Annotated in this window: 21 protein-coding genes; 15 read left to right on the top strand and 6 right to left on the bottom strand. The window is 66.4% G+C overall.

Going from position 1 to position 25,598, the window contains the following annotated elements; translation table 11 throughout:
• Positions 1-32: 32 nt before the first annotated feature.
• Together H3H55_RS32375 and H3H55_RS32370 are read right to left on the bottom strand one after the other, a co-directional pair.
• Positions 33-818: a 3-hydroxybutyrate dehydrogenase gene (locus H3H55_RS32375; protein ID WP_048250646.1), complete on the bottom strand. Its 786-nt coding sequence runs from the start codon at positions 816-818 to the stop codon at positions 33-35.
• A gap of 51 nt (positions 819-869) precedes the next feature.
• Entirely contained in the window at positions 870-1,610 is a 741-nt protein-coding gene (locus H3H55_RS32370) for an acetoacetate decarboxylase (protein WP_048250644.1), read from the bottom strand.
• Positions 1,611-2,050: 440 nt separating this feature from the next.
• On the opposite strand from H3H55_RS32370, the gene H3H55_RS32365 reads away from it, so the two are divergent.
• Positions 2,051-2,632 carry an undecaprenyl-diphosphatase gene (locus H3H55_RS32365; RefSeq protein ID WP_193102016.1) on the top strand — a complete coding sequence of 194 codons (582 nt, stop codon included), beginning with the start codon at positions 2,051-2,053 and terminating at the stop codon, positions 2,630-2,632.
• Between the two features lie 26 nt (positions 2,633-2,658).
• Here the strand turns inward: H3H55_RS32365 and H3H55_RS32360 are convergent, their stop codons facing one another.
• From H3H55_RS32360 to H3H55_RS37465, 4 genes are all read right to left on the bottom strand, one after another.
• Positions 2,659-2,892, bottom strand: coding sequence for a hypothetical protein (locus H3H55_RS32360; RefSeq protein WP_193102014.1), 234 nt, complete (start codon positions 2,890-2,892; stop codon positions 2,659-2,661).
• A gap of 182 nt (positions 2,893-3,074) precedes the next feature.
• Positions 3,075-3,896, bottom strand: coding sequence for a siderophore-interacting protein (locus H3H55_RS32355; RefSeq protein WP_193102012.1), 822 nt, complete (start codon positions 3,894-3,896; stop codon positions 3,075-3,077).
• 13 nt (positions 3,897-3,909) lie between these two features.
• Positions 3,910-4,644 carry a PadR family transcriptional regulator gene (locus H3H55_RS32350; protein WP_193102011.1) on the bottom strand — a complete coding sequence of 245 codons (735 nt, stop codon included), beginning with the start codon at positions 4,642-4,644 and terminating at the stop codon, positions 3,910-3,912.
• Positions 4,645-5,292: 648 nt separating this feature from the next.
• Positions 5,293-5,616 carry a hypothetical protein gene (locus H3H55_RS37465; protein ID WP_226800656.1) on the bottom strand — a complete coding sequence of 108 codons (324 nt, stop codon included), beginning with the start codon at positions 5,614-5,616 and terminating at the stop codon, positions 5,293-5,295.
• On the opposite strand from H3H55_RS37465, the gene H3H55_RS32345 reads away from it, so the two are divergent.
• From H3H55_RS32345 to H3H55_RS32280, 14 genes are all read left to right on the top strand, one after another.
• A complete protein-coding gene (locus H3H55_RS32345) occupies positions 5,551-6,495 on the top strand; it encodes an FHA domain-containing protein (RefSeq protein WP_319022348.1) in 945 nt (314 codons plus the stop codon). The genes H3H55_RS37465 and H3H55_RS32345 overlap by 66 nt on opposite strands.
• Positions 6,492-10,529: a TOMM system kinase/cyclase fusion protein gene (locus H3H55_RS32340; RefSeq protein ID WP_193102007.1), complete on the top strand. Its 4,038-nt coding sequence runs from the start codon at positions 6,492-6,494 to the stop codon at positions 10,527-10,529. The genes H3H55_RS32345 and H3H55_RS32340 overlap by 4 nt, the downstream gene beginning before the upstream one ends.
• Positions 10,530-10,562: 33 nt before the next feature.
• The gene (locus H3H55_RS32335; protein WP_193102005.1) at positions 10,563-10,907 is read left to right on the top strand and encodes a BMA_0021/BMA_0022 family TOMM bacteriocin; all 345 of its coding nucleotides are present in this window, start codon (positions 10,563-10,565) and stop codon (positions 10,905-10,907) included.
• Positions 10,908-10,923: 16 nt separating this feature from the next.
• Positions 10,924-11,289, top strand: coding sequence for a BMA_0021/BMA_0022 family TOMM bacteriocin (locus H3H55_RS32330; protein WP_193102003.1), 366 nt, complete (start codon positions 10,924-10,926; stop codon positions 11,287-11,289).
• Between the two features lie 75 nt (positions 11,290-11,364).
• A complete protein-coding gene (locus tag H3H55_RS32325; RefSeq protein ID WP_193102001.1) occupies positions 11,365-13,602 on the top strand; it encodes a TOMM precursor leader peptide-binding protein in 2,238 nt (745 codons plus the stop codon).
• A 1,016-nt stretch (positions 13,603-14,618) separates the two neighbouring features.
• Positions 14,619-14,942 carry a hypothetical protein gene (locus H3H55_RS32320; RefSeq protein ID WP_193101999.1) on the top strand — a complete coding sequence of 108 codons (324 nt, stop codon included), beginning with the start codon at positions 14,619-14,621 and terminating at the stop codon, positions 14,940-14,942.
• A 71-nt stretch (positions 14,943-15,013) separates the two neighbouring features.
• Positions 15,014-16,336 carry a 3-dehydroquinate synthase II gene (locus tag H3H55_RS32315; protein WP_193101996.1) on the top strand — a complete coding sequence of 441 codons (1,323 nt, stop codon included), beginning with the start codon at positions 15,014-15,016 and terminating at the stop codon, positions 16,334-16,336.
• Between the two features lie 9 nt (positions 16,337-16,345).
• Positions 16,346-17,146 (top strand): class I fructose-bisphosphate aldolase, encoded by an 801-nt coding sequence (locus tag H3H55_RS32310; RefSeq protein ID WP_129516133.1) that lies wholly within the window; start codon positions 16,346-16,348, stop codon positions 17,144-17,146.
• Between the two features lie 85 nt (positions 17,147-17,231).
• Entirely contained in the window at positions 17,232-19,622 is a 2,391-nt protein-coding gene (locus tag H3H55_RS32305; RefSeq protein WP_193101994.1) for an AMP-binding protein, read from the top strand.
• An 18-nt stretch (positions 19,623-19,640) separates the two neighbouring features.
• Positions 19,641-20,360 carry a methyltransferase gene (locus H3H55_RS32300; protein ID WP_193101992.1) on the top strand — a complete coding sequence of 240 codons (720 nt, stop codon included), beginning with the start codon at positions 19,641-19,643 and terminating at the stop codon, positions 20,358-20,360.
• Between the two features lie 55 nt (positions 20,361-20,415).
• Positions 20,416-22,173 carry an FAD-dependent monooxygenase gene (locus H3H55_RS32295; protein ID WP_193101990.1) on the top strand — a complete coding sequence of 586 codons (1,758 nt, stop codon included), beginning with the start codon at positions 20,416-20,418 and terminating at the stop codon, positions 22,171-22,173.
• A complete protein-coding gene (locus H3H55_RS32290; RefSeq protein WP_129516137.1) occupies positions 22,166-22,924 on the top strand; it encodes a cupin domain-containing protein in 759 nt (252 codons plus the stop codon). Before H3H55_RS32295 ends, H3H55_RS32290 begins: the two co-directional genes overlap by 8 nt.
• A gap of 66 nt (positions 22,925-22,990) precedes the next feature.
• Complete coding sequence (locus tag H3H55_RS32285) at positions 22,991-23,755, top strand: SDR family oxidoreductase (RefSeq protein WP_048250630.1); 765 nt, start codon at positions 22,991-22,993, stop codon at positions 23,753-23,755.
• Between the two features lie 78 nt (positions 23,756-23,833).
• Entirely contained in the window at positions 23,834-25,549 is a 1,716-nt protein-coding gene (locus H3H55_RS32280) for a GMC family oxidoreductase (protein WP_193101988.1), read from the top strand.
• The last annotated feature ends 49 nt before the right edge of the window (positions 25,550-25,598 follow it).

Here is a 25,598-nt window from a genome sequence, read left to right as displayed (position 1 = left end):
GGGAATTGCCTCCCGTCAGGGAGGCGAGGACGTTACTGCATGAACCAGCCGTGGCTGACGACGAACGACTGGCCCGTGAGCGCGGCGCTCGGGAACGCCGACAGGAACAGCACCGTCTGCGCGACGTCCTGCACCGTCGTGAACACGCCGTCGACCGTGTTGCCGAGCATCACCTTCTTGATCACTTCTTCCTCGCTGATGCCGAGCTCCTTCGCCTGCTCCGGAATCTGCTTGTCGACCAGCGGCGTGCGCACGAAGCCCGGACACACGACGTGCGAACGCACGTTGTGCTTCGCGCCTTCCTTTGCGAGCACGCGGGCGAGGCCGAGCAGCCCGTGCTTGGCCGTCACGTATGCCGACTTCAGCGGCGACGCTTCGTGCGAGTGCACCGAACCCATGTAGATCACGACGCCGCCGCGATCGTCCTTGTACATGTGCTTGAGCGCGGCCTTCGTCGTCAGGAATGCGCCGTCGACGTGGATCGCCTGCATCTTCTTCCAGTCGGCGAACGAGTAGTTCTCGATCGGGTTGACGATCTGGATGCCCGCGTTCGACACGAGGATGTCGACCGAGCCGAACGCTTCGGCCACCTTGTCGATGCCGCTGTTCACGGCTTCCTCGTTCGTCACGTCCATCGCGACGCCGATCGCCTTGCCGCCCGCCTTGATGATCTCGTCGGCGACCGCATTCGCGCCGTCCTGGTTCAGGTCGGCGATCGCGACGGCCGCGCCTGCCTTGGCGAGCTCGAGTGCGATTTCCTTGCCGATGCCGCTCGCGGCGCCCGTGACGACTGCGGTCTTGCCATTCAGGTTGCTCATTTCGAATTCCCGTGGTGAAAGGTTTGACAGGGAGAAAGGACTGCGGACGTGTTACTGAGCCAGGTAATCGTAGACGACTTCGCCAAGGCCCAGTGTCAAATCTGCGACGAGGTGCCGGGCTTCGACGATCTCGAGCACGGGCAGGTCGGCCACGGGCGCGAGCGCGTGCGGCGCCAGCTCGAGCGATGCGGGGCCCGTCCACGCGCCCTTCATCTTGATGTCCTGCAGGTAGTAGCGCACCAGTTCGCACACACGTGCGGTGCCGTCGACGTGCGGAATGATCTTCAGCAGGAAATTGGGGCCGGCGAGACGCTTCGTCTGCTCGTCGATATCCAGTTCCTTGTGCTTGTAGCCCATCGTGCCGGTTGCGACGCGCACCTTGCCGTAGTCGAGCGTGCCGAGCAGGTGGTCGGTGTTCACGTGCAGGGTGGGCGAGGCGAGCTTCTTCGGAAAGCCCCACAGCTCACGGCCGCCGGCGATCGGCGGGTGATCGTCGAGATACATCGCGAGCGTGTAGCCGCCCGGCTGGCCGTTGTATTCGACGGGAATCACCTGGCCGCTTTCGGTGTAGTCGCCGAAGCCGGTCGAATCGGCCATGCGAATGAATTCGTAATGCACGAGCGGCTCGGTGACCTGCAGCGGCTCGGGGACAATTTCACGGAGACGGTCCGGATCGGTGCGATACGTGATGATCAGGAACTCACGGTCGACGAAACGGTAGGGGCCCATCGGGAAGGCAGGGCTGGTCAACGGCATCGCAAACGCTTTCGATCGGACATCGCTGGTTTTCATGCGGACTCCTTGTTGTTGATCGCTTCGTGGATGAGTGCTCGTAATCGTATGCCTGTGCGTTGCCGTTGTGCGATGCCGCATTTGGAATTAATTGTTGCCGATTTCAAAGTATTTGCGGCGTAAATATTGAGATGAACGATGCAAACGGCTCGGATGGCGCCCGGCGGCCCGATCTTCGCACACGTCGATGACGTCACGATGTGAAAAAGGTGAGCCTTTACGGGATGCTGGGTGAGCCTTTTCGGGAGACGGTCGCGCGGGAATATGTCAATTGTGTGAACTTGTGCTGCGGTGCAGGCTCTAAGTGCGTTCGCCGCGGCGGGTGGGCCCTGTCCCGCATGCCCGCCGAATTAAGCATCGCTTAAGCGGGCGCCCCCTAGCATCGTTCCTGTCCGACCGGGTAACCGGTCGAAATCTTTACGTCCCACGCAACCGGATTCATGCAGAACCTCAATCTCACCCTCTTTTCCGCCATCAACGCCGGGGTTGCGCCGCAGCCGGGCGTGGCCCGCCTCGCCATCTTTGCCGCCGACTGGCTCGTCTATGCGCTGCCCGCGATGCTGTTGCTGACCTGGATATTCGGCGCGCGCCCGACGCGGCGCCAGGCGATCGAAGCCGGCGTCGGTGTATGCGTGGCGCTCGTGCTCGCGCAGGTGATCGGGCATTTCTGGTTCTCGCCGCGTCCGTTCATGGCCGGCGTCGGCACGCAGCTGATTCCGCATTCGCCGGACAGCTCGTTTCCGAGCGATCACATGACGTTCGCGTGGAGCCTGGCGGTCGGCCTGATGCTCGGCGGCACGACCCGGCTCACCGGGTTCGTGATGGCCGCGATGGCCGTGGCGATTGCCTGGGGGCGCGTCTATGCGGGCGTGCACTGGCCGTTCGACATGGCGGGCGGTGTGCTGGTCGGGACGGCCGGCGCGCTGGCCGCTCACCTGTACGGGCAACGCGTGACCGCGCTGCTCGAACGGCTCGGCGATTCGGTGCATGCGGTCGTGATGGGGCGCCGGCACGCGCCGTAAGCGGAAGGAAGCCGGGCAGGACGCCGTCAGCCGGGTGAGCCGGGCGTGCGGGCCGGTTCGGCCGCCGCGGACGGGCCGCCGCCCGCATCGTGCAGTTCGGGTGTATCGGCCGGATGCTGCGCGGCGTCGCGGTCAAGGGCGCTTTCCTTCAGGATCGCGCACATCGCGACGAACAGCGCGAGTACGACTGCCGCGAGGCCGCAATAACCGGCGATCTTCAGGTTGCGAACGAAAGGCGAAGCGTGGCTTTCTTTTGTCATGACCGGGCGCTCCTGGGCGGGCTGCGGCGGCTGTCGCCTGACAGCGGCGTCGCAGACATACATATATACCAGCCGCGATGCCGATGCCAAGCCCGTCGGCGCGCCGGCGCCACGGTCGTATCACCCGTCAAGCCGTCGGGTGCCCGTAAGCCGGCAGCCCGTACGCCGGCTGCCCGTATGCTTCAGTCTTCCAGCGTTTCGTGTACGGCCGCCGCGCCGCGCTTCCAGTAGGCCGCCGCGCGGATGCGCGACTTGTCGACACCGCGCTCGCCGGTCAGGTGCTGGCGCACCGCGCGCATCGACAGCGCTTCGCCGGCCGCCCACACGTAGCCATCGCCCGACGGCGGCAGCGGCAGGTCGCGGACCGCATCCAGCAGCACGTCGCCGTCCGCCGCGTCGGCTTCGGCGCGGAAGCGCCAGATTTCATGCACGTCGGCGTGCGTATCGAACGAGATCTGCGCGGTGCGATCCGCGACTTCCAGCACGACCGCCGCGCGCGCACCGGCCGGCAATTCCTCGAGACGCCGCGCAACCGCCGGCAGCGCGGTATCGTCGCCGATCAGCAGATGCCAGTCGAAACCGGTCGGGACGACGAACGAACCGCGCGGGCCGCCGATGCCGAGCCATTGGCCGACGCGCGCCTGCGCGGCCCACTGCGACGCGGGGCCCGGATGGTTCAGCACGAATTCCAGATCGAGCTCGCACGCGGCGCGGTCGAAGCGGCGCGGCGTGAAGTCGCGCGCGACGGGCTTCGGCTCGCCTTCCGGGAACTCGGGGCCGTTCGCGCCGAGCGTCGGCATCGCGGGACGTTCGGCGCCGGGCGGCGGGAAAAACACTTTCACGTGGTCGTCGAACGACGCGGATTCGAAATCCGCGAGATCGGGGCCGCCGAGCGTGACGCGCAGCAGATGCGGCGTCACGGCGTGTACGCGCAGCACCTGCAGCAGGCGGAACTTGAGGGTGTGGCGCACGCGGGTCACGGTGCGCTCGGATGTATTCTGCATCGATCCGTACTCCTTATATGTTGGCGGGCGGCGCGGATGACGCGTCGGTGCCGCCTTCGATTTCGGCCGTCGCGCGGCGCATGATTGCCGCGATGCGGCGCTGTTCGTCGGGGCCGGCTGCGCTCTTGTGCAGCAGCGCCCGCTTGAGCGCGACGCGCGCTTCGACGAACTCCGGCAGCCAGCCGGCCTGCGATTCGTCCTGCGCTTCGTTGCCGGCCGATTCCCCGGCGAAGGCGCGGCGCATGAACTCCATCTTGCGTGCGAGGTGCGTGAGGCGTGCGAATAGCGTGTCGACGCGTTCGCGTTGCGCGTCGAGATGCACGCGGCCGGCGTCGGTCAGCGCATAGCGCTTGCGGTTGCCTTCCGCCTGCGACGCGACGAAGCCGCCTTCCTCGAGATACGTGAGCGCCGGATACACCATGCCGGGGCTCGGGCTGTAGAAACCGTTCGAACGCGTGTCGAGCGCCTTGATCAGCTCGTAGCCGTGGCTCGGTTGCTCGGCAACCAGCGCGAGCAGCAGCAGCTGGAGATCGTCGGAGCTGAACTGGCGGCCGCGCGGCATGCCGTCGTCGCCGAAATCGCCAAAGCCGCCGCGCCCGCCCCGGCCGCCGAACGGGCCGCCACCGAACGAATCGTGGCCGCGGCGGTGGCGGCCGATCGCGTGCCAGAGACCGGCGAACCAGTCAGGGCCTGCATGCGCACCTTGCCCGTCGCATCGTGCATGGCCGCGGAAGTGGTTGTGTCGCATGATCGTGTCCTATATGTCGTAAAACATATCTAAAGATATATATCGAAAGATAGAGCGTCAAGGAGATTATTTGGGGTGGGATGGGGGGCCGCGGCCGTCTGGTTGCGACGAGGATTCCCGCCGATGCGTTCCGTCAACCTTCTGGGCGGGTCGCTCCTGACGACTGGAAGGTTGGATGATCTGGCGGTCGGCGCAAGATCCGATTTCGCAGTGGCTGCGAGCTATTAATCGAAAGGCACAGTCGTACCGACCCTTATTCGACTACCGAAGACACTTCGAGAAACTCGTCGTGATGCACGCCTTGATGAAATAAATGAGGCAATGCTGATTTTCAAAACACTGGCGATCATTATTTAAATTGCCGGAATGTTTTTTAAGCCGATTGAAATGAATTAATTGATTTCCGTTTCATCAAACAGAATTTCCGCGCCAGCAAAGGTATTCAAGTCAGGCGCATCATTCAATGTGATCTCACCCAGACAACGTACGTCGGCCATGGATCGCGCGTCGATGAAGATTTTCGACCCTTTATTTGCAGCCCGGAAATTCGCCGAAAATGTAAAGCATTGCAATATAAAATCCCGGATCGAGTATTCCGGTTGCGATGCGCGATTTTATTTGGCAGGATTTTCATCAAGTTGCTCGGTTTTAAAACGGCGAAACGGTCGGCAATTCTATTAACCGAAATAACACGTGCCGGATGAGCAACGATTCGAAAGGAAGCTGACGAGAAAACAGGTAACGAGGCGGCGAACAGTCGAGATTGTTCGCGATCAATGAATCAATCGCTTGCCCGGCAGCGCCGATGCGTGACTCGGGCGATCCGGGCGAATCCGATACGGGGCGGCCATGGCGATACTCAAGAACGATACCTCCGGAGAAGCATGCCTGCTCCGCGCGTATCACGTGTTCGGGCGCGATGCCGCACGCTGCGACACGGTCATCCGGGATGGGTCGGTGTCCCGCGTCCATGCCCATATCCGCTGGATCGGCGGCTCATGGGAACTCCACGATCACAGCAGCAACGGCACGTCGGTATCGGGTGTGCCGTTGCGCGACGGCGAGCATGTGGTGCTGCAACAGGGTGACGTGATCCGGTTCGGCAGGGCCGGTGTCGCGCCGTGGCGCGTCGAGGCGCTCGATGATCCGGCCGACACGCTGTGGCCGGTCCGGGGTGCCGCGCCTCCGATCGTGCTTGCGTCGCGGCAGATCCTGCCGGCACAGGCCGCGCAGCCGGTCACGATCGTCCGGTCGCCGGCCGGCGAATGGCTGTGCGACGACACGTTGCCGCCGCGTGCGCTCCATGACGGCGATGAAGTGTCGACCGGCGGCATCACGTGGCGCCTGGCCCTCGTGCGCAGCGGCTCGACGGTGATGCTCGCCGCGCCCGCCGATCCGGCCGTGCCGGCGCGATTGCTCGAATTTTTCGTCAGCCGGAACGAAGAACACGTGCGGATGCTGCTGCATGTCCGCGGCGGCGTGGTCGACCTCGGCGAGCGCGCCCATCACTACAGCCTCGTGACGCTCGCCCGCGCGCGCTCGGCCGACATGCAGGCCGGCCACGACGCCGCCACGCAAGGCTGGATCGAACTCGACCGGCTGGCGCGCATGCTCGGCATCGATACGTCCCATGTCAACGTGCAGATTCACCGCGCCCGGGCCCAGTTCGCGGCGCTGCCGGGGCTGGACGGGAGCCAGCTCGTCGAACGCCGGCGCGGCAGCGTCCGGTTCGGTGATTTTCCGTTCCGCGTCATGCGCGGCGAGCACCTCGAATGCCAGTCGGTGCCGGGCGTCCAGCCGCGTATCGGCGCGCCTCGTCCGGCGCCGAGCCTGGTCGCCCACTACTCGTGAACACGGGAGAACCGGCCGTGTTGCTGACCCCGTCCCGCGCGCCCGTCGTGCAGGAAGCACGTGAACCGCGGCAGCCCGCCGCGCCTTTCGCGGAGCTGGTCGGCACCCGGCATTACCGGCTCGGCGCGCTGCTCGGCGAAGGCGGCAATGGCGTGGTGTTTCGCGCGACCTGCGGCGAGACGGGGCAAGCCGTCGCGATCAAGCTGATGCGGGATGACGCCGCGCGCACCGCAGCGGAGCGCGCGCGCCAGCGTGCGCGCTTTCAGCGTGAGACGAGCCTGTGTGAGGCGCTGCGGCACCCGAACATCGTCGCGTTGCTGGACAAGGGGGAAGCGCCCGACGGCCGGCTGTTCGCCGTATTCGAGCTGGTACAGGGCCGGACCCTGCGCGACCGGCTCGCGGCGGAGGGGCCGCTGTCGGCCGTCGACACGGGCCGGCTGATGACGGAGGTGCTGGACGCGCTCGCGGCCGCGCATCGGCAGGGCATCGTGCATCGGGACCTGACGCCGCAGAACATCGTGATCACGATGGCCGAAGACGGGCCGCACGCGAAGCTCCTCGATTTCGGCATCGGCGCGTTGTTGCCCGGCACGGAAGACATCGCGCGCCAGACCTCGACGCTGGCGACCGAGGTGCTCGGTTCGCCGCCCTATTGCGCGCCCGAGCAATTGCGCAACGAGCCGCCGACGCCCAGAACCGATCTGTATGCGTGGGGCCTGATCGTGATCGAATGCCTGACGGGCGAGGTCGTCATGCACGGCGCGAGCGTGGCCGACATTCTCTATCAGCAGCTCAGTCCGGTGGATGTCGCGCTCCCGCCGTCGATCGCGTCGCATCCGCTCGGCTCGGTATTGCGGCGCGCGTTGAGCAAGAATCCGGAGCAGCGCGCCGCGTCGGCCGACGAACTCGCGGTGCCGTTTCGCGCGCTCAACTTCGCCGCGCTCGTCGGCCAGTTCGATGCCAGCCGCATCAGCGTGCAGGCCCGTCCGCGCCCGTTCGCGCCGCGCAGCGAGACGATCGCGACGGTTGGCGAGTACCGGCAGATCACCACGCTGTGCTGTTGCGTGACGATCACCGGCGTGGGCCGGCAACGTCATGCCGGAACCGATCACGGCGACCTGCTCGACGGTTACGAGGAGCAATGGCTGACGAAGTGCGCCGATATCGCCGTCGGTTATGGCGCGCAGGTCGACGGACGGCTCGGCGACACGCTGCTGTTCCATTTCGGCCTGCGCGGCGACATCGACCGGCCGGCGCGCCGCGCGGCGCGCGCGGCACTCGACATGGTGCGGGTGACCGAGCGCGCACGGCTGCCGACGGCGCCCGGCGGCCGCGCCGGTGGCGAAAGCTGGCGCGTCGAAGTGGCCGCCGCGATTCACGTCGGGCAAGTGCTCGCCCATGCGTCGCGCATGTCGGGCGTATCGACGCCCGCGGCGGCGGCGCGGCTGCTGCGGCTTGCCGGGCCCGGGCAGATCCTGATCAGTGACGATGCGCGGCTCGCGCTCGAACGGCATGCCGACTATCGGCCGACCTCGTTGCGGCTGGCGCGGGCGGGCCTCGTGCCGCAGCCGGTTCATGAATTGCTCGGCGAGCGTCGTGCCGATACGCCGTTCGATTCGCTCGACGCCGGCATGCGGGCGCCGATGGTCGGCCGCGCGCGCGAATTCGACGCGCTGATGCGCGCGTGGCAGGAGACGCTCGGATGGCATCGTCGCGCGATGCGCGGCGAGCCTGCGCCACGCGGCGTGCCGCGGCTCGTTGTCGGCGATGCGGGAATCGGCAAGTCGCGCCTCGTGCACGAGCTGTGCGAGGCCGTCCGGAGCCGGGGCCACACCTTCGCGCATTGCGGGTGCCTGCCCGAGCGGGAAAATCATGCGCTGTTTCCGATCCTGCGATTTATCGGCGCGCATTGGCATATCGACGCCGACAGCCCGCCCGGTCTCGCGCTCGCGGCGATCGACACCATGATCGCGCCGCTCGAATGCGATCATGCGGCGGCCCGTGTCGCGCTTGCGACCTGGCTGGGGCTACCCTGCGATGCGAACGGGTTTCTGTGGTCGAGTGCGCGCGAACAGCACGCGCTGTTCGACGTCCTCGAGCAACTGATCGTGTCGCTCGGCAACGGCGCGCCGGTGCTGCTCGTGGTCGAGGATGTCCAGTGGATCGATCGCTCGACCGAGGACTTTCTTGCGTACCTGCAGCGCTCGCCGCGCGCGGCGGCCCTCGGCATCGTGTACACGTCGCGCCCCGTCAAGCTCGGGCGCTGGCGCGGCGCGACCGAACGCCTCGTGCTGCGCCGCCTGCCGCGCGACGACGCGCAGCGCCTGATCTCGGCGTGTGTGGGCCACGGCACGCTCGATCCGGCCTGGCTCGACCGGCTCGCCCATCGCACGGCGGGCATCCCGCTGTTCATCGAGGCCGTCGCGCGAGAGTTGACGATGAGCGGCGCGGACGGCTCGCTCGCGGAGCTGCGGGCAACCGACCCGTATCCGCTTCCGCTCAGTCTCGGTGGCATGCTCGGTCTCGCGTTCGACCGGATCGACGACGCGCGCGACACCGCGCAGCTCGCCGCGACCATCGGGCTCGAGGTGGATGCGCAACTGCTCGCCGACGCATCGCCGCATGATCGGGCCACGCTCGACGCGCATCTGCGGCTGCTGCTCGAAGAGCGGATCGTGTACGCGCAACATCGGCGCGATCGCGTGTTCTATTCGTTTCGCCACGCATTGATTCGCGACGCGGCGTACGAATCGATGCCGCCCGCCGTGCGGCGCGGCAACCATGCGCGCGTCGGCCGCGCGCTGCTCGCGCAAGGCGATCGAGGCGCCGGCGCGCATGCGTTCGGCGTTGCCGGACACTTCGCGCGCTCGGGTGCCTTCGCCGACGCGATCGCCCACGGTAGCGACGCGGCGCGCCGCGCACTCGAACGTTCCCGGTACGACGACGCGATCCGCTACGGGCAGTCGGTGTTCGACTGGCTCGGCAACGCCGACTACGCGCAGCGCGAGCACGACAGCGCGCGCATCCGCGCCACGTTGACGCACGCGACGATGGCACGGTTCGGCTGGGCGGATCCGCAGGTGCGCGAGCATGCGGAGCAACTGTTGCGGCAGATGCAGACGCTCGACGACCCGGCGCTCGAGATCAGCGCGCTGTGGACGCTGTCGACCTACTACCACGTCGCGGGCGATCGTCCCACCGTGCGCAGGATCGGCACGCGGCTGGACGCGCTCGCGACCGAGCGCGGCGACGCCGGCGTCCAGGTCGCGGCGGACGCGATGCGCGGCATGAGCCTGTGGGTCGACGGCGACTATACGCGCGCCCGCGCCGCGTTCGACGCCGTGCTGGCTGGCTACGACGTACGGCGCGACGTGGACCATCGGCGCCTCCTGGGAATCGATACGCGCGCGTGGACGATGGCGTCGCTCGCGAGCGTGCGCTGGTGCATGGACGACGATCCGCAGGCCTCACTCGTGATGGCGCGCGACGCGGTGTATTGCGCGACCTGCCTCGACCATTTGCCGACGCTCGGCGTCACGATGATGTACCTCGCACGCACGTACCAGCTGGCGGGCGATCGCGACGCGGCACGCACGTTGTCGGAAGCGATTCTCCGTCTGTCGGAGGTGCATCGGCTGCGCGCGGTCGAGCACTACGCCGCGATCATGCTTGCGTGGACGCAAGGGGATCGCGCGGGCATCGTCGCGCATCTCGACGCGCAGCGGCAATCGGGCGGCCTGCTCGGGCTGACCTACTACGCGTCGCTGCTTGCCGAACTGGACGCCGGGCGCGGCGACTACCCTGCCGCGCTCGCGCAGGTCGAGCAGTGCCTCGCGTGGTGCGAGTCGACCGGCGAACGGTATTACGAAGCACAGCTGCTGCTGAAGAAGTGCGAGTACTTGCGCCGCGCCGATCCGCGATGCGGTGGCGTGGCCGCGCTGGCCGCGTGCCGGCGCGCAATCGAAGTTGCAACGACGGCGGGCATGGGCCGCATTGCCAGGCTCGCCGAAACGATGTTGCAGTCGTTGCCGTAAGTGGTTCCATTCATCAATCAGGAGAACATACTGATGAGCACGGATAATCGATTACCGACGTACGAAGAGTTTCTCGAATACCGGGCAACCGTCATTCGGGCGATAGCGCTCGCGTGGCATTCCAAAGCGTTTCTCGACGAACTCGAGGCCAATCCGATCCACGCGTTGCGCGAGCATTTCGACTATCACTTTCCGTTCGATCTCGACCTGAAGGTGCAGACCAAGTCGTCGGCCTGGACACCGGGCGTCAACGGCGACTGGACGGCCGGCCAGAAAAACAAGCTCACGTTGTTTCTGCCGCCCGCGCCGGCGAACGAGAAGCACTTCGCGCAGGCGCTGGCCGCCTACAACGCGAACCACATCACCATCATGGAATGACTTCAGGGAAACCGACATGGCAAAGGAAAACGCTAATCCGACGCTCGAATCGATGCTGGAGTTTCAGAAGGTCTATCTGCGTGCGATCGCGCTTTCATGGCGAAACCCGGACTTCAAGCGCGAGTTGCTGAAGAAGCCGCTGGATACGCTCGCGAAATACTTCGGTTACCAGTGTCCGTGGATCATCGACATCGAGGTCGTCGAACCACCGGACGGCGATCATGGCTGGAGGGACCACGGGAGAGACGGCGGGAGCTGGCACCTGCCGCGCAACGTGATGACGGTCGGCATACCGGAAAAGCCGTTGAGCCGGGACGAAGAGGCCGTTGCACTCGCGGCGTACAGCGACGCCGGGTCGACTTACCTGTTCACCTGCTGCTGACCCGGCGCGGTCGCGCCGCGCACAGTCGCGCGGCGCGACCGCGATGTTTGTTGACCCGCTGCACGGAACCAGACGATGCTTGATGACTTTTCGCGCGTGTTGCGCTTCAAACCGCATTTGCTCGTGCTCGATGCGGGGCCCGAGACGCTGTTCGTCGTCGATGAATTCAAGCGCGCGATGCTGTCCGGCGCGCACTTCGTGCAGATCGCCGCCTGCTTGCGGGCGCGGATGACGATCGCCGAGATCGTGGCATCGCTCGCCGGCACGTTCGGAGAATGGGACGTGCTCGCGCGGCTCGATCACCTGGTGCAGCGCGGGTACCTGCGTGCCGACTCGCCGCACGACGACGATGCGGCGCGCGGCTTCTTCGAGCGCGCCGGACTCGACGGCGACGCGGCTTGTGCGCACGTCGTTCAACTGCGTGTTGCGGTCGAGGCGTTCGGCGCCGACGATGCCGCGCTCAGGCGCGCGCTCGACACGGCCGGCATCGAAGTCGTGCCGGACGCCGAATTGACCGTCGCGATCACCGATACGCACGACCGCGACGATCTCGCCGCATGCGCGGCCCGCACGGCGGCGCGTGGCGGGGCATTGCTCGTCGTCGCGGCCAGTGGCGTGCAGACGCTGATCGGGCCGTTGCTGGCCGGCGGCGGCGCGTTGGCCGACGCGCCGTGCATCGAATGCGTACGCTACTGGATTCGCATCAACCGGCCGGTCGAGGCGCTGCTTGCACGCCATCACGGCAGCGACGCGACGCATCTGCCGCCGGCCGCCTCGCGCGCCGGGGCCGCCGCCGCGGCGGCGCTGGTGGCGGCGACGGTCGAGCAGATCGCGGTCAACCGCACGGCGTCGGAACGGCTGCAAACGCATCTCGTGGTGCAGCGCATCGACACGTCGACCGCCGAGCGGCACCGCGTGACGAGGCGTCCGCAATGCTCGTGCTGTGGCAATCCCGCGTGGATGCGCGAACAGGCGGCGCATGCGCCGCGGCTCGCCGACCATGCGCCGTTGATGCGTACCGACGGCGGTTACCGTAGCGCCGATCCGCAACAGGTGTTCGAGCGTTATGCGCATCTGATCTCGCCGGTCAGCGGCGCGATCGCGTATCTGCACCCGATGCCGAAGCGACATGCGGGCCTGCGCAAGGTCTATGCGTCGGGCTTTCTCGTGTGCCCGGCGGCCGTCCCGGGCAGCAACCGGTTCGACAGGCTCTGCTCCGGCAAGGGCCGCACCGACGATCAAGCCCGTGCGAGCGCGCTATGCGAGGCGCTCGAACGATTCAGCAGCGTGTATCAAGGCGACGAGGCGACGCTGGCCGGAAGCATCGAAAGCCTGCTCGCCGATCCGGCATGCGACGCCGTACCGATTCATGTGAACGATCTTCAGCAGTTCAGCGAACGGCAATTCGACGCGCGCGATGCGATCAACGCGTTGAACCACGATGTTCGAAAGCAGGTGCCGCCGCGTTTCACGGCGCACGACGTCATCGACTGGACACCGGCCTGGTCGCTCGTGACCGGCAGGCGCCATCTGGTACCGCTGAGCTACTGCTATGCGGAAACGCCCGACAGCGCGCAGGCTCATGCCGCATGCGTGCACAATCCCAACGGCTGCGCGGCGGGATCGAGCGTCGACGAGGCGATTTTGCAGGGCATGCTCGAATTGATCGAACGCGATGCGGTCGCGATCTGGTGGTACAACCGGATCCCGCGCCCCGGCATCGATCTCGCGAGTTTCGACGATCCGTATTTCGATGCGCTCGTGAGCGAATACGCGGCGTTCGGATGGCGTTTGTGGGCGCTCGACATCACCACCGATCTCGGGGTGCCGACCGTGGCCGCGCTGGCGGAAAATCCGCAAGACGGGCGATTCTCGATCGGCTTCGGCTGCCATCCGGACGGTCAAATCGCAGTGCAGCGGGCGCTGACCGAAGTCAACCAGTTGCTCGATATCGCAGCGGATGCTCCGCACCCGTGGGATCGCGACAAACTCTTGGCAACCGGTTTCCTGTATCCGGCGAACGGCGTGCGCTGCACGACGCGCGCGACATGGCAGCCGACCGACGCTGCATCGTTGCCCACGGCGCTTGCGCATTGCGTCGGGCGCATCGCGGAGGCCGGCATGGACGTGCTCGTCGTCGACAAGACGCGGCCCGACATCGGCTTGTCCGTGGTGCAGGTCATCGCGCCGGGGCTGTGCCATTTCTGGCCGCGTTTTGGCGCGCGACGGCTCTACTCGGTTCCGGTGGCGCTGGGTTGGCGCGCGCAGCCGTGCGTCGAACAGGAGCTGAACCCGGCACTGCTGTTTCTGTGACTGGACCGATGGCCCTTTCGTGGCAGCGGAAGGGCCAGGTCTCCACGGCGATGACTGGCATGAACGGTTCGCTCCGCATCGTTCGACGACCGTTCGCGACCCCCGGCGATTGTCGCTCGGCCTCGGGAAACGTGCCCGAAATCTCCGTCTGGATGAGCACACCGAACTTCTTCAAACATGTCCGGCGAAAACCCGTTGCACGTTATCAATATGCCTAATGATAGGGATACCGTATCAATATAAAAATCTGTATTCCTGACATTAAGGTTGACGTGGACGTGACCAACATCAAACAGCTACGCCAATGCGGCGGCGCGCACGTACGTCCGTTCGCGAACGATCTCCGATAAGCGGATCCCACGCATCGGGTACAGGCGTCGGCACGCCAGCTCCGCGCATGCCAACGCCGCTGCCCCGGGGTGTCCGCTGCTTCCTCTTCCGGCGCTGTCCGGCCCCTTTTTCCACAGTCGGTCAGGCAGCGACCGCCCGGTCCGCACGCGCATCGCCATCCTGAAATCGAGCGTATTTCGGTGACAGAAAATCTCGCCCCACGTCAATAGCGTTCTTGCTCTCTCATTCCGATAAATTTTTTTGAGATGTTATTCAATTGCAGAGCAACTTCCATTTACACTAGCGACGCGATGCCAATGAGGTTGAAGGAATGTGAATAATTCACCGGATCAAGCCGTTTGAAAGAGGGTTGGTCGTGTGAAAGAAGTCCGTTTATTCCGTAATGCTGAAAAAATCGGCTGCATTAAATCGGTTCAGGAAATTAATCGATTTTCGCATCTCGAGTAACTAACGAAATCATTGTTTCGTCATGTGAAGCGATGCGCGCATCCAGGGTTTGACGAGTGGCGATGACCTGCCGGCGAGAGACGGCAGCGTGAGACGAGAAAGGCATGTCTGCCGGGGCGGCGCTGGTGCTGGCCCGGGAGCCAGGTTGCTGACGAATTAATCACCGCGGAATCGTTGGGAGTTGAATCATCCGGTTCGCCTTGCATCGGCATTGGCGAATGGACATCTTCGGTCGCTGCATCGAGTGCGTACGTTTTTCCGGCGAGTCAATGATGAATGAATCACCGCAAATCCGTTGGGTGGTTGAATTTTTCGATTCGTCAAATATTCCGAATCACGGATACATATTTTTCAGCTGCCGCAAAAGTTACATCTGTTATCCGGGAGAGCCAATTGGCTTTACTCCCGACGGTATGGCCGCGGCAATCGCCGCGTTGCGTCACTGCCTGAAACAGGCGCCACCGAGAGAAATACTGGTTTCCAATAAAAAGATCGACCGTGTCTCGCAGTCAGGGATGCCTTGCGAGCTGGTTCAGGCTTGAGCGTCGACAGTTCGTGGCATGGCGCCAGTAGCCGCGCCGTGTCTTTGTTTATCCACCTGGAGAGGATGCGCATGAGCAATGCGAGTGTGACAGCGAAGATCAAGGAAACGCCCGCGCCGAAAGAACCGACGACGATTCCGACTCCGTTCGAGACTCAGGAGACGGTTGCGAAGCGGACATCGGTGAAGCTGACCAACGTGTCGGCGAACGGCCAGTCGAAGCGCGCGGCCCTGGACGGGCAACTGGTATGGTACGACACGGCGCAACTGGCCCGGCCGCATCCCGACGACAGCATGTTCGTGCGGGTCGTCAATTCGCTGTACAGCGGCGTGGTGGTCTACCCGGACAACGCGGCCAACCTGCTGCCGGCCATTCCGGCCCGGATGCGGATCGTGCTCCGCCTGCGCAATGCCGCGGACATCAACGCGTTTCGGGAAGGTCCGCTGTTCGCCGAGTTCAAGGACGACGGCAAGCGCCGGCGCAGCGTGGCCTGCGCGGATATCGCGGCGCTGCGGCAACTGGGTGCGGAAGGCATTTCGACCTGCTACACGAGCTACGTCGACGATCGCGACAGCCTGCTCGGCGCCATCAACGACGGGCTGGGGTTCGACTATCTGTGGATCCGTTTCCGTGACCCGACCAACATTCCGCTGGAACTGGTGATCGCGTCGCTGCAATCGACGGGCACGATCCTGATGAAGGAGATCAACGAGCCGACCAACGTCGACGACGCGATCGTGTCGTACGGCGTGATGGAGTACGGCGCGGAAGGCGTGATCTTCTCGCCGCGCGACCATCAGGCGATGACCTCGTTCCTCGAGCAGATGGCGGACGCGGAACACGAGAACCTGTCGATCCAGACCGGCACGGTGATCCAGAGCCGCCCGGTGGGCATGGGCTACCGCGCATGCATCGATACGTCGACGCTGTTTGCGCCGGACGAGGGGATGCTGGTGGGCAGCACGTCGCAAGGCGGCCTGCTGGCCTGTCCGGAAGTGTTCTTCCTGCCTTACATGGAGTTGCGTCCGTTCCGCGTCAACGCGGGGGCCGTGCATTCCTATGTCTTCAATACCGGCAACCGCACCGACTACATGAGCGAGCTCAAGGCGGGCTCGCCGGTGATGCTCGTGAACGCGAAGGGCCGCGTACGGCGCGCGACGGTGGGCCGGATGAAGATCGAGCAACGTCCGTTGCGCCTGATCGAGGTGGAGTTTCCGGGCAAAGAGCGCGTCAACGTCCTGATGCAGGACGACTGGCACGTGCGCGTGTTTTCCGACGCCGCCAAGCCGCTCAACATCTCGGAACTGAAACCTGGCGACAAGGTACTGGGCTACGTGACGGAGCCGGGGCGTCACGTGGGCATCAAGATCAACGAGACGATCATCGAACAGTAGGAGACGTCGATGGGCTACGTCGGTAGAAAACTGAGAGAGCGCCGGATCCTGTTCCCGGATTCGCAGCGCGGGCTGATCGTGCCGGTGGACCATGGACTGACGCTGGGTCCGATCGCGGGCATGCAGGCGACGGAGGCACTGGAAAGCTGGGTCGGAAGCCGCGACCTCAGCGCGGTGCTCGGTCACAAGGGGCTGATCGAGCGCCTGATCGTGCGTCAATGCCTGCATCCGGCAACGGGCGTGATCGTGCACCTGAACGGCATGGCGAGCCTGTCGCCCGATGCGGACACGAAGATCATGGTGGCCGATATCGACACGGCGTTGAAGCTGGGCGCGGACGCGGTGTCGATTCAGGTGAACTTCACGACCAGCAATTTCGCGCACAACTTCGCCATGCTCGGCGCGGTGACGGACGCGGCGCATGCCGCCGGGCTGCCGTTGCTGACGATGCTGTACGACAAGGTGAAGGCGCCGACTGCCGCGGAACGTCTGGCCCGCCTGCATCACCTGGTGCGGGTCGTGACGGAGCTGGGCTCGGACGCCGTGAAGCTCGCGTATGCGTCGGTGGACGAGATCGAGGAGCTGGCTTCCGTTCACGGACGCGACATCCGGATCTTCTTCGCGGGTGGCGAAAAGGCGGACGAGGAGGTGCTGGTCGCGATGTCGCAGGCCGCGATCCGGCATGGCGCAACTGGCCTCTGCATCGGCCGGAACGTGTTTCAGCATGCGCGGCCGCAGGCGCTCCTCAGGAGGCTGGCGGACAGCGTAAAAGGCCGGTCCGAGCAGGTGGCCGAACTCGATGTCGTGTGATTCCGTTCGCCGCGCCATGGGGGCGCGGCCGTGGAGAACCAATCCGATGAATGCAATGAACGATCGACCGGCAGCGGGGCAGGTCATGACCGACCCCATGCAGCTGTCGCAGCTTTGGGCGGACATGTTTCCGGAAGGGCTGCTCGAGGAGCTGGGCGCGAACCCGTTTCTCGCGGCGTGCCGCGACGGCACCGTCAGTGACGCGCAATTGCGCGGCTTCCTGATTCAGCACCAATATTATTCGCAGTACTTCACACGTTACCTGTGCTCGTTGATGGGCGGCCTGACCGAGCTGAACGAGTTCAAGGCGCTGTCGCACAACCTGGCGGAGGAGTTGCTGGGTGACGGCACGGACCAGGTGTCGCACGCGGAACTGTATCTTCAGTCGATGGACGCGATGTCGGCGGCGCCGCGCAGCCTGCCGATGCTGTCGAGCACGCGCGCGCTGATCGACGTCATGTTCCTCTATTGCCGCGGCGCCGATCCGCTGGATGGCCTGGCCGCGCTGTGCCTCGGGGCGGAAGCGATCGTGCCGATCGTCTATGGCCCGATCCTGGACGCGCTGCGGCACCGCGATGCGCCGCTGCAGGCCACGCGATTCTTCCAGATTCACGTCGAGGAGGATGAGCAGCACGCGATCGTGATGCGCGAAATCATCGACCGGATGCTGGCCGAGAAGCCCTACCGGCGTGCGCGCGTGATCGCGGTCGGCGAGGAGATGGTGCGGCGCCGGATGGCGATGCTGACCGAGCTGCTGTCGTATCCGGGCGAGGACGTGCCCGATACCGACGCCCGCTTGCCCGAACCCGAACTGGCGATGCTGCGCGCCGATGCGTCGCTGGGCAGCGGCAACTTCGTCGATCTGTGCCTCGCGCTGAATCCGGCGAAGGAGGTCGAGTTCCTGCAGCTGGACAAGCCGGTGAACTATGGCGACGGTGTGCCGGTCCGGGCGTTCAGCCTCGCGACCCTGCAGCAGTATCGCGCGGCACTGGCGGACTGGTACCTGGGCCAGGGCGTGGGCCGCGGCGACGTGGTGGCCGTGTGCGTCGAGGACGGCATCGCGCCGTTTCTCCACTACCTCGCGCTGACGAGCCTCGGCGCCGCGATCGCGCTGATCAATCCCGCGATGCCGGCCGAAGTGGGCGCGGCGTACATGAGCGAGAACGGCTTCGACACGCTGGTGGCGGACACGCACACGCAGGCGACGAGCGCATTCGTGCAGCACTGGCGCGCGTCGAACGCGGGCCGGCTGGTGGACGCATCGCGCGCGGCGTTGCGGCGCGATGCGCAGTTGCCGGCCTGGTGGCCGGTGGCGCCGGAGGATTCGACGCTGGTGATGCTGAGCCATACGTCGGGCACGACCGGGATCCCGAAAGCGGTGCGCTTCGAGCACCGGCAATTCTTCATGGGCAAGCGGGCCCGCATCGGGCGCTTTGCCGAGGGCCCGGACGAGCGCCTGCTGACGGCGCTGCCGCAATCGCATTCGGCGGCGATCAGTCATCTCGAAACGGCCGTGCTGCATGGCATTCCGACCTACGTGATGGGGACGCAGGAAGGCGACGCGGTGCGTGCGGCCATCCGCGCGTTTCGTCCGACCACGGTCGTCGCGTTCCCGAAGAGCTACATGCAGCTGGTCGAGGGCGGTGTCGGCGCGCGTGAATTCGACTCCGTCCGGCGCTGGTTCAGCATGGGCGACGCGGCGCACCAGAGCCATACGCGCCGCCTTCTGGTCGGCGCGCCGGAATCGCGCTTCATCGATGCGTTCGGCAGCTCCGAGCTGGGCATGGCGCTGTTCCGCTGCGAATCGACCGCCGCCGCGCTGGCGCCGCAACGCGCGATCGGCCGGCCGGTGGATATCGCGGTCGCGAAGATCCTCGATCCGGTGACGGGCCGCGAAGTGGCGCCGGGCCAGCGCGGCCTGCTCGCGGTGCGTGCGCCGACGATCACGTCGGGTTACTGGCAGCAGCCGGAGCGTACGGCCGGCGCATGGCAAGGCGGTTATTTCCTGACCGGCGACGTGGCGTACTGCGAGGACGGCATCTTCTATCAGATCGACCGCGAAGTCGACGTGGTCGAGACGGCGGCGGGCCGGCTCTATACGTTGCAGCTGGAGGAAGTGGCCCAGCAGGTGGAAGGCGTGTGCGACGTGGCCGTGGTCGGCGTGGGCGGCGGCACGGCCGACGATCCGGCGCTGCTCGCGCTGGTGCTGCCCGACCGGCATGCCGGCGATCCGGCGAGTGTGGCGGACGGCGTGCTCGAGGCGCTGCTTGCCGAATGCGGCGCGGTGCTGCCGGAACGCGGCGTGGCCGTGGCGATCGTGCGCAGCCTGGCGTTCCTGCCGGTGGGCGCGACCGGCAAGGTGCTGAAGCGGCTGCTGCGCGATTCGGCGGGTTCGCTGCTGCGCGATGCGTTCGACGGTGCGGCCGGGACGCGCGACGTCCTGTATGTCGCGCGCGGTTCGGCCGCGCGCGTTTGAACAAGGGATAAGCGACACATGAACGATCAAGACTACGAATCCGACGCGTTTGCATCGGTGCGGCGCAGGCTGGCCGCCGCCGAGGCGGACGGCATTGTCCACTACGTGTGCGACGGCCGCAGTTTCGAAGTACATGCGGGGGTGTTCCCGCCGACGCATTTTCAGTCGACGGGCATCTTCACGCGGCACCTGCCGTACCGCAGCGGGGGCAGCTTTCTCGAAATCGGCTGCGGCGCGGGCGTGACATCGGTGATGGCCGCCCTCTCCGGTTGCGCGCGGGTCGTCGCCGCGGACATCAGCGCGGCCGCCGTGCGCAACACGCAGGCCAACGTGCTGTTGCACGGCGTGGCGGACCGGGTGTCGGCGCGGCACGGCGACCTGTTCGACGTATTGCAGCCCGGCGAGCGGTTCGACCAGATCTTCTGGAACTCGAATTTCGTGTTCGTCCCGGAAGACTACGTGTTCGAGAAGCCGATCCTGCAGGCGTTCTGCGACGCGGGGTATCTCGCGCATCGCCGGTTCCTGCGCGAGGCGTCGCAGCACCTGACGCCGGACGGGCAGTTGCTGATCGGCTTCAGCAGCCTCGGCGACGAACGGGCGCTGACGGACATGCTGGCCGAACACGACTACTCGTCGACGATCGTGGCGTCCGCTTACGGCGAGGGGGCCGGCGCGCACCGCTACGACATCCTGCGGCTGTGGCCGGGCGGGCAGCCGTCCGCGGTCGACGCGGCGTGAATCCGGAGCGTGCATGTCGAACGCTGCATGTGAAGCGCGCCCCCGGTCCGGAACAATGCACGAACGTCCCGTGGCGATCGTGGGCGGCGGCCCGGTAGGGCTGTTGCTCGCGTTGTTTCTCGATCGCCATGGCATCGCGTCGGTCGTGTTCAACCGGGAATCCGACAGTCGCTGGCATCCGAAGGGAAGCACGCACAATTCCCGGACGATGGAGCACTATCGCCGCCTCGGCATAGCGGACGCCGTGCGCGCGCTGGGCTTGCCGCCCGATCATCCGCGCGATGTCGCGTATTTCACGCGGCTCGCCGACTGGGAGCTGGCGCGGCTCGCGATGGGTTCGGAGTGCGAACGGACGCAGGCGGCGCGCACCGCCGAAGACGCCGACCAGGTGCCCGAGCCACTGTTGCGCGCGAACCAGATGTATGTGGAGCAGTTCCTGCTCGCCCATGCACGCACCCGGCCGAACATCGACTTGCGGTTCGGCTGGTGCGTGAGCCGGTTCGAGCAGGACGACGCGGGCGTCACGCTCGACGCGCACGTCACGGACGGCACGGCGCCGGGCGAGTCATGGCGGGCCGCGTACCTGGTCGGCTGCGATGGCGGACAGAGTTTCGTGCGGCGTGCGCTCGGCATTCGTTATCTCGGCCCGAGCGGCGCGAGCGACGGGTTTCTGAGCGGCCGGATGATCTCGAGCCATGTGCGGATTCCGGCGCTGCATCGCGAGCTGCTCAAGGGGCGCGAGTCGTGGATGTACAACGTGATGGCGCCCGGCTCGCGGATGCTGCTGATCAGTCTCGACGGAGCGGATGAGTTTCTGCTGATGTCGAAGGCGGACGACGAGGACGGGCTGCCGGACGATGCGATGGTGATTCGCCGGATTCGCGAAGGGGTCGGCCGGCCGGTCGAGGTGGACGTGCTCGCTCACGCGCCGTGGCAGGGCGGTGTCGCGCTGGTGGCGGAGCGTTACTCGGACGGGCGCGTGTTCCTCTGCGGCGACGCCATTCACCTGTTTTCGCCGACGGGCGGCTTCGGCATGAACACCGGCATCGACGACGCCGCGAACCTGGCGTGGAAGCTGGCAGGCGCGGTGCAGGGCTGGGGCGGCACGGCATTGCTCGCGAGTTACGAGGCGGAGCGCCGGCCGATCGCGCTGCGCAACACGGCGGCGGCGCGCCGGCTGACACAGCGCGTCGGCGAGGTGCAGGTTCCGGCGGAAGTGGAGGCGGCGGGCGCGCAGGGCGACGCGGCGCGCGCACGGATGGGCGAAGCGCTGCAGGCGTTTCGTGCGCAGTTCGAAGCGATCGGTGTGGAGCTGGGGGCGCGATACGACGGCTCGACGATCGTCTGGCCGGATGGCGACGCGCCGGACGACGACCCGCTGACCTACCGGCCAAGCAGCGTGCCGGGCGGTCGTCTGCCGCATCTTTGGCTGACCGGCGCGGACGGTGTGCGCCGCTCGGTATTCGACCTGCTCGGCATGGGTTTCACGTTGTTGCGGGTGAGGACGGCGGCTGAACCGTCGGCGTCTGACGACGGCGTGGCGCGGCTCGTCGATGCCGCACACGCACGCGCCATCCCGCTGTCGATCGTCGAGATCGTATCGGACGCGGCACCGGTGTTGTACGAGCGGCGGCTGGTCCTGGTTCGGCCCGACCAGCATGTCGCGTGGCGAGGCGACTTCGTGCCGCGCCACGCAGGCGAACTGCTCGATCGCGTGGCCGGGCGCGCGACCGGTTCGGCCGCCGTCGGGCATCCGGCCGGCGCAGCACACGGGTTTAACACGGAAGTTCAACTGAGGAGCGACCATGAGTGAAATGCTGGAGGAAGCGCAAACGTCGACCGGGTCGGCCGATCACGCCGGTTCGCAGCACCACCGGGCGGATCACGACGTCGAGTCGGATTGGGCGGAAGACGCGCAGGCCAACGCGGCCGCCTTCGCGCTTGTCGAGGACGACCCCGAGCCGCTGGTCGTCAACGGCGAGCCGGAGGGCGCGTCGATCAAGTTCGTCCGCACCGGCGACAGCACGGGCGGCCGGTATCTGATGGCGAAGGTCGAGATTCCGCCGGGATCGGGGCCGCCGCTGCACCTGCATACGCTGACCGACGAGTGGTTCTACGCGCCGGAAGGCGGAATCGTGATGCTGATGGGCACGAAGAAGTACAAGGATCTCGACCAGCCGCCGAACATCGCCGGGCGCGACACGATCCGGATGATCCCGATGAAGAAGGGCAGCCTCGTGTTCGGTCCGCGCAATCACATCCACGGTTTTCTCAACGTGTCGGACAAGACCGTCGTCGTGCAACTGGTGTGGACGCCCGACACGCCGGGCGAGTCGCTGCTCGGTTACTTCAAGTCGATCGCGAAGCCCATGCTGCCGGGCGTCAAGGGCGCGCTGAACAACCCGATCGTGCAGCTGAAGGCCGTCAGCGAGGCGCGTGAATTCGGGATGATGTTCAGCACCGATTTCTGGAGCTACGCCGAGAAGGTCGAGGAGGGCGTCGCTCCGTTCGGCAAGAACCTGCCGGGCCTGATCAAGCTGTTCAAATCGGGCGAAGGTTCGTGAGTGAAAGCGCCGGACGCATCTGCCGGCGCGATCTGTTAATACGCAATGCTAATCAAGGTAAAGAAAATGACTCTTCTCGCTGACAAGACCGCAATCGTGACGGGCGCCAGCTCGGGTATCGGCCGCGAGGCGGCGAAGCTGTTCGCGAAAGAAGGCGCGAGCGTCGTCCTGGTGGCGCGCCGTGCGGCGCAGCTCAACGCACTGGTCGACGAGATCGCCGGATTCGGCGGCAAGGCGATTGCACTGGCAGGCGACGTGAAGGACGAGCGTTGCGCGAAGGAAGCCGTTGAACTGGCCGTCGGCAAGTTCGGCGGGCTCGACGTCGCGTTCAACAATGCCGCGACGATGGGCGCGCTCGGCAGCGTCACCGACATCACGCTGGACGGCTGGCGCGACACGCTCGAAACCAACCTGACGAGCGCGTTCCTCGGCGCGAAGTATCAGATTCCGGCGCTGCTCGCGCGCAAGCGCGGTTCGCTGATCTTCACGTCGTCGTTCGTCGGTCACACGGTCGGCTTTCCGGGCATGGCGGCGTACGCCGCGAGCAAGGCCGGGCTGGTCGGCCTGACCAAGACGCTCGCTGCCGAGTATGGCCCGTCGGGCCTGCGCGTCAACGTGCTGATGCCGGGCGGGACCGACACCGAGATGGGTCGCGAAGCGGCCAGCACGCCGGAGCAGAAGGCGTTCGTCGAGAGCATTCACGCGCTGAAGCGGATGGCCAATCCGGAAGAGATCGCGAAGTCGGCGCTGTACCTCGCGTCCGACCTGTCGAGCTTTGTGACGGGTACGGCGCTGCTCGTCGAAGGCGGCGTGTCGATCACGCGCACCTGATCGGTTGTCCATCGGGCGGCGCGGTCGCGTCGCCCGTTCATTCCACTTCCTTCTCCAATTCCAATTGCCGGGACGACCATGAGTCACGAGGCCGAGCACCATCCGCAGCATCCGCAACTGAACGATTCGAACCCCGGCAGGCCCGGGGGCCGCCGGGCGTTTCTGGGGAAACTGGCCGCGCTGGGCGCGGGGGCTGCCGGGATCGGCGAGTTCAGCCATTTCATCGATGCGGCCGAAGCGAGCCAGACCGGGAAATTGCGCGACAGTTACGACTATGTCATCGTCGGCGCCGGGTCGGCCGGATGCCTGCTGGCCGACCGGTTGTCCGCGTCGGGCGCATCGGTCCTGCTGATCGAGGCGGGCAGCAACCAGCTCGGCCAGTCGAAGGTCGCACTCGTCGCCGACTGGTTGCGCAATCTCGGCAGCGATACCGACTGGGCGCGCACGAGCGTGCCGCAGGGGCAGCTCGACGGCCGCCAGCAAGCGTCGCCGGCCGGGAAGACCTGGGGCGGTTCGGGCAGCATCAACGCGATGATCTGGCTGCGCGGCGATCCGCGCGATCATCGCGCGTGGCAACAACTGGTCGGTCCGGAATGGAATCCGGCCGAACTGAGTCGCGCGTACCTGCAGATGACGCAGGCGTCGCGCACCTGCGGCGGTGCCACCGGCCACGTCACGGTCGGCCGTTATGCCGACGCGCATCCGCTGACCGCGGCCTATCTCGCGGCCGGCGTGTCGACGGGCCTCGGGCAGATCGAGCTGAACGCCGGCCGGCGGCTCGACGGCACCGGCGTGACCGAAGTCAACGCCACCGCCGACGGGCACCGTTCCGGGCCGGCACAGGCATTCCTGGCGCCCGCGCTGGCCCGGCCGAACCTGACGGTCCTGTCGAACGCCGTGGTCTCGAAGCTGGTCCTGCAGGGGACGGCCTGCCGCGGCGTCGAGGTGCGGCTCGGATCGTCCGCGCTCACGATCCACGCGACCCGCGAGACGATCGTGTCGGCCGGCACCGCCGTGTCGCCGCAACTGCTGATGCTGTCCGGCCTCGGGCCGCTCGATCAACTGGCGCCGCTCGGTATCCAGGTGCGGCAGGACATGCCCGCCGTCGGCCGCAACTTCCACGATCACTTGCTGTTGAGCGTCACGTACAAGGCCCGCATGGCGATTGCACCGCAGGTGTCGAACGGCGTGTCGACGATGGCGTATTACGGCGGCACGGCGGTCAGCGCGCCGACCATCCAGGTGGCCGGCATGCAGTATCCGTTCGGCGGCCCGCTTGCCGCGGGCGAAGGCTACACGCTGATTCCGTTCCTCGCGAAGCCGCGCAGCCGGGGAACGGCCCGGCTCGTCAGCGCGGACCCGCGTCAGCCGCTGGCGCTCGATCCGAACTACCTGGCCGAGGCGATCGACCGCGACACGATGATCGCGGCACTCGACCGCACGCTGGCGCTCGGCGCGGCGCGCGCGCTGGCGCCGTACAACGGCGGATTGCAGTCGAGTGCGCCGCTCGCGACGCGTGCGGACAAGCTCGCGTTCATCCGGCAGAACGCCGCGCCCGGCCTGCATTTCGTCGGCAGCTGCGCGGCGGGCCGCGATCCCGCCACGAGCGTGGTCGATGCACGGTTCCGCGTGTGGGGCATCCAGAACCTGCGCGTCGTGGACGCTTCGGTGATTCCCGAAGTGCCCGCGGTCAACATTCAGCCCTCCGTATTGACCGTCGCGCAGCTTGCCGCGAATCAGCTCCTCGCCGAGGCACGCGCAAGCGGTGCGATGGCTGCGGTCGCGGTCTGCTGAGCCGGCAGCGTCGAACGTTCCACGCCGGGGCTGCCCCGGCGGTTTCAGG

The sequence above is a fragment of the Burkholderia sp. Z1 genome (genome assembly GCF_014893795.1).
Lineage (GTDB): Bacteria > Pseudomonadota > Gammaproteobacteria > Burkholderiales > Burkholderiaceae > Burkholderia > Burkholderia theae.
The sequence above is the reverse complement of the archived record's forward strand: the minus strand, read 5'-3'. Positions and strand labels throughout refer to the sequence as shown.

Excerpts from the sequence above, each read along its gene's own strand:
- H3H55_RS32305 (WP_193101994.1), top strand. The coding sequence starts at position 17,232 with ATGACCGACCCCATGCAGCTGTCGCAGCTTTGGGCGGACATGTTTCCG.
- H3H55_RS32290 (WP_129516137.1), top strand. The coding sequence starts at position 22,166 with ATGAGTGAAATGCTGGAGGAAGCGCAAACGTCGACCGGGTCGGCCGAT.
- H3H55_RS32335 (WP_193102005.1), top strand. The coding sequence starts at position 10,563 with ATGAGCACGGATAATCGATTACCGACGTACGAAGAGTTTCTCGAATAC.
- H3H55_RS32325 (WP_193102001.1), top strand. The coding sequence starts at position 11,365 with ATGCTTGATGACTTTTCGCGCGTGTTGCGCTTCAAACCGCATTTGCTC.
- H3H55_RS32375 (WP_048250646.1), bottom strand. The coding sequence starts at position 818 with ATGAGCAACCTGAATGGCAAGACCGCAGTCGTCACGGGCGCCGCGAGC.
- H3H55_RS32300 (WP_193101992.1), top strand. The coding sequence starts at position 19,641 with ATGAACGATCAAGACTACGAATCCGACGCGTTTGCATCGGTGCGGCGC.
- H3H55_RS32350 (WP_193102011.1), bottom strand. The coding sequence starts at position 4,644 with ATGCGACACAACCACTTCCGCGGCCATGCACGATGCGACGGGCAAGGT.
- H3H55_RS32360 (WP_193102014.1), bottom strand. The coding sequence starts at position 2,892 with ATGACAAAAGAAAGCCACGCTTCGCCTTTCGTTCGCAACCTGAAGATC.
- H3H55_RS32280 (WP_193101988.1), top strand. The coding sequence starts at position 23,834 with ATGAGTCACGAGGCCGAGCACCATCCGCAGCATCCGCAACTGAACGAT.
- H3H55_RS37465 (WP_226800656.1), bottom strand. The coding sequence starts at position 5,616 with ATGGACGCGGGACACCGACCCATCCCGGATGACCGTGTCGCAGCGTGC.
- H3H55_RS32310 (WP_129516133.1), top strand. The coding sequence starts at position 16,346 with ATGGGCTACGTCGGTAGAAAACTGAGAGAGCGCCGGATCCTGTTCCCG.
- H3H55_RS32315 (WP_193101996.1), top strand. The coding sequence starts at position 15,014 with ATGAGCAATGCGAGTGTGACAGCGAAGATCAAGGAAACGCCCGCGCCG.
- H3H55_RS32370 (WP_048250644.1), bottom strand. The coding sequence starts at position 1,610 with ATGAAAACCAGCGATGTCCGATCGAAAGCGTTTGCGATGCCGTTGACC.
- H3H55_RS32355 (WP_193102012.1), bottom strand. The coding sequence starts at position 3,896 with ATGCAGAATACATCCGAGCGCACCGTGACCCGCGTGCGCCACACCCTC.
- H3H55_RS32295 (WP_193101990.1), top strand. The coding sequence starts at position 20,416 with ATGCACGAACGTCCCGTGGCGATCGTGGGCGGCGGCCCGGTAGGGCTG.
- H3H55_RS32330 (WP_193102003.1), top strand. The coding sequence starts at position 10,924 with ATGGCAAAGGAAAACGCTAATCCGACGCTCGAATCGATGCTGGAGTTT.
- H3H55_RS32285 (WP_048250630.1), top strand. The coding sequence starts at position 22,991 with ATGACTCTTCTCGCTGACAAGACCGCAATCGTGACGGGCGCCAGCTCG.
- H3H55_RS32365 (WP_193102016.1), top strand. The coding sequence starts at position 2,051 with ATGCAGAACCTCAATCTCACCCTCTTTTCCGCCATCAACGCCGGGGTT.
- H3H55_RS32320 (WP_193101999.1), top strand. The coding sequence starts at position 14,619 with ATGGACATCTTCGGTCGCTGCATCGAGTGCGTACGTTTTTCCGGCGAG.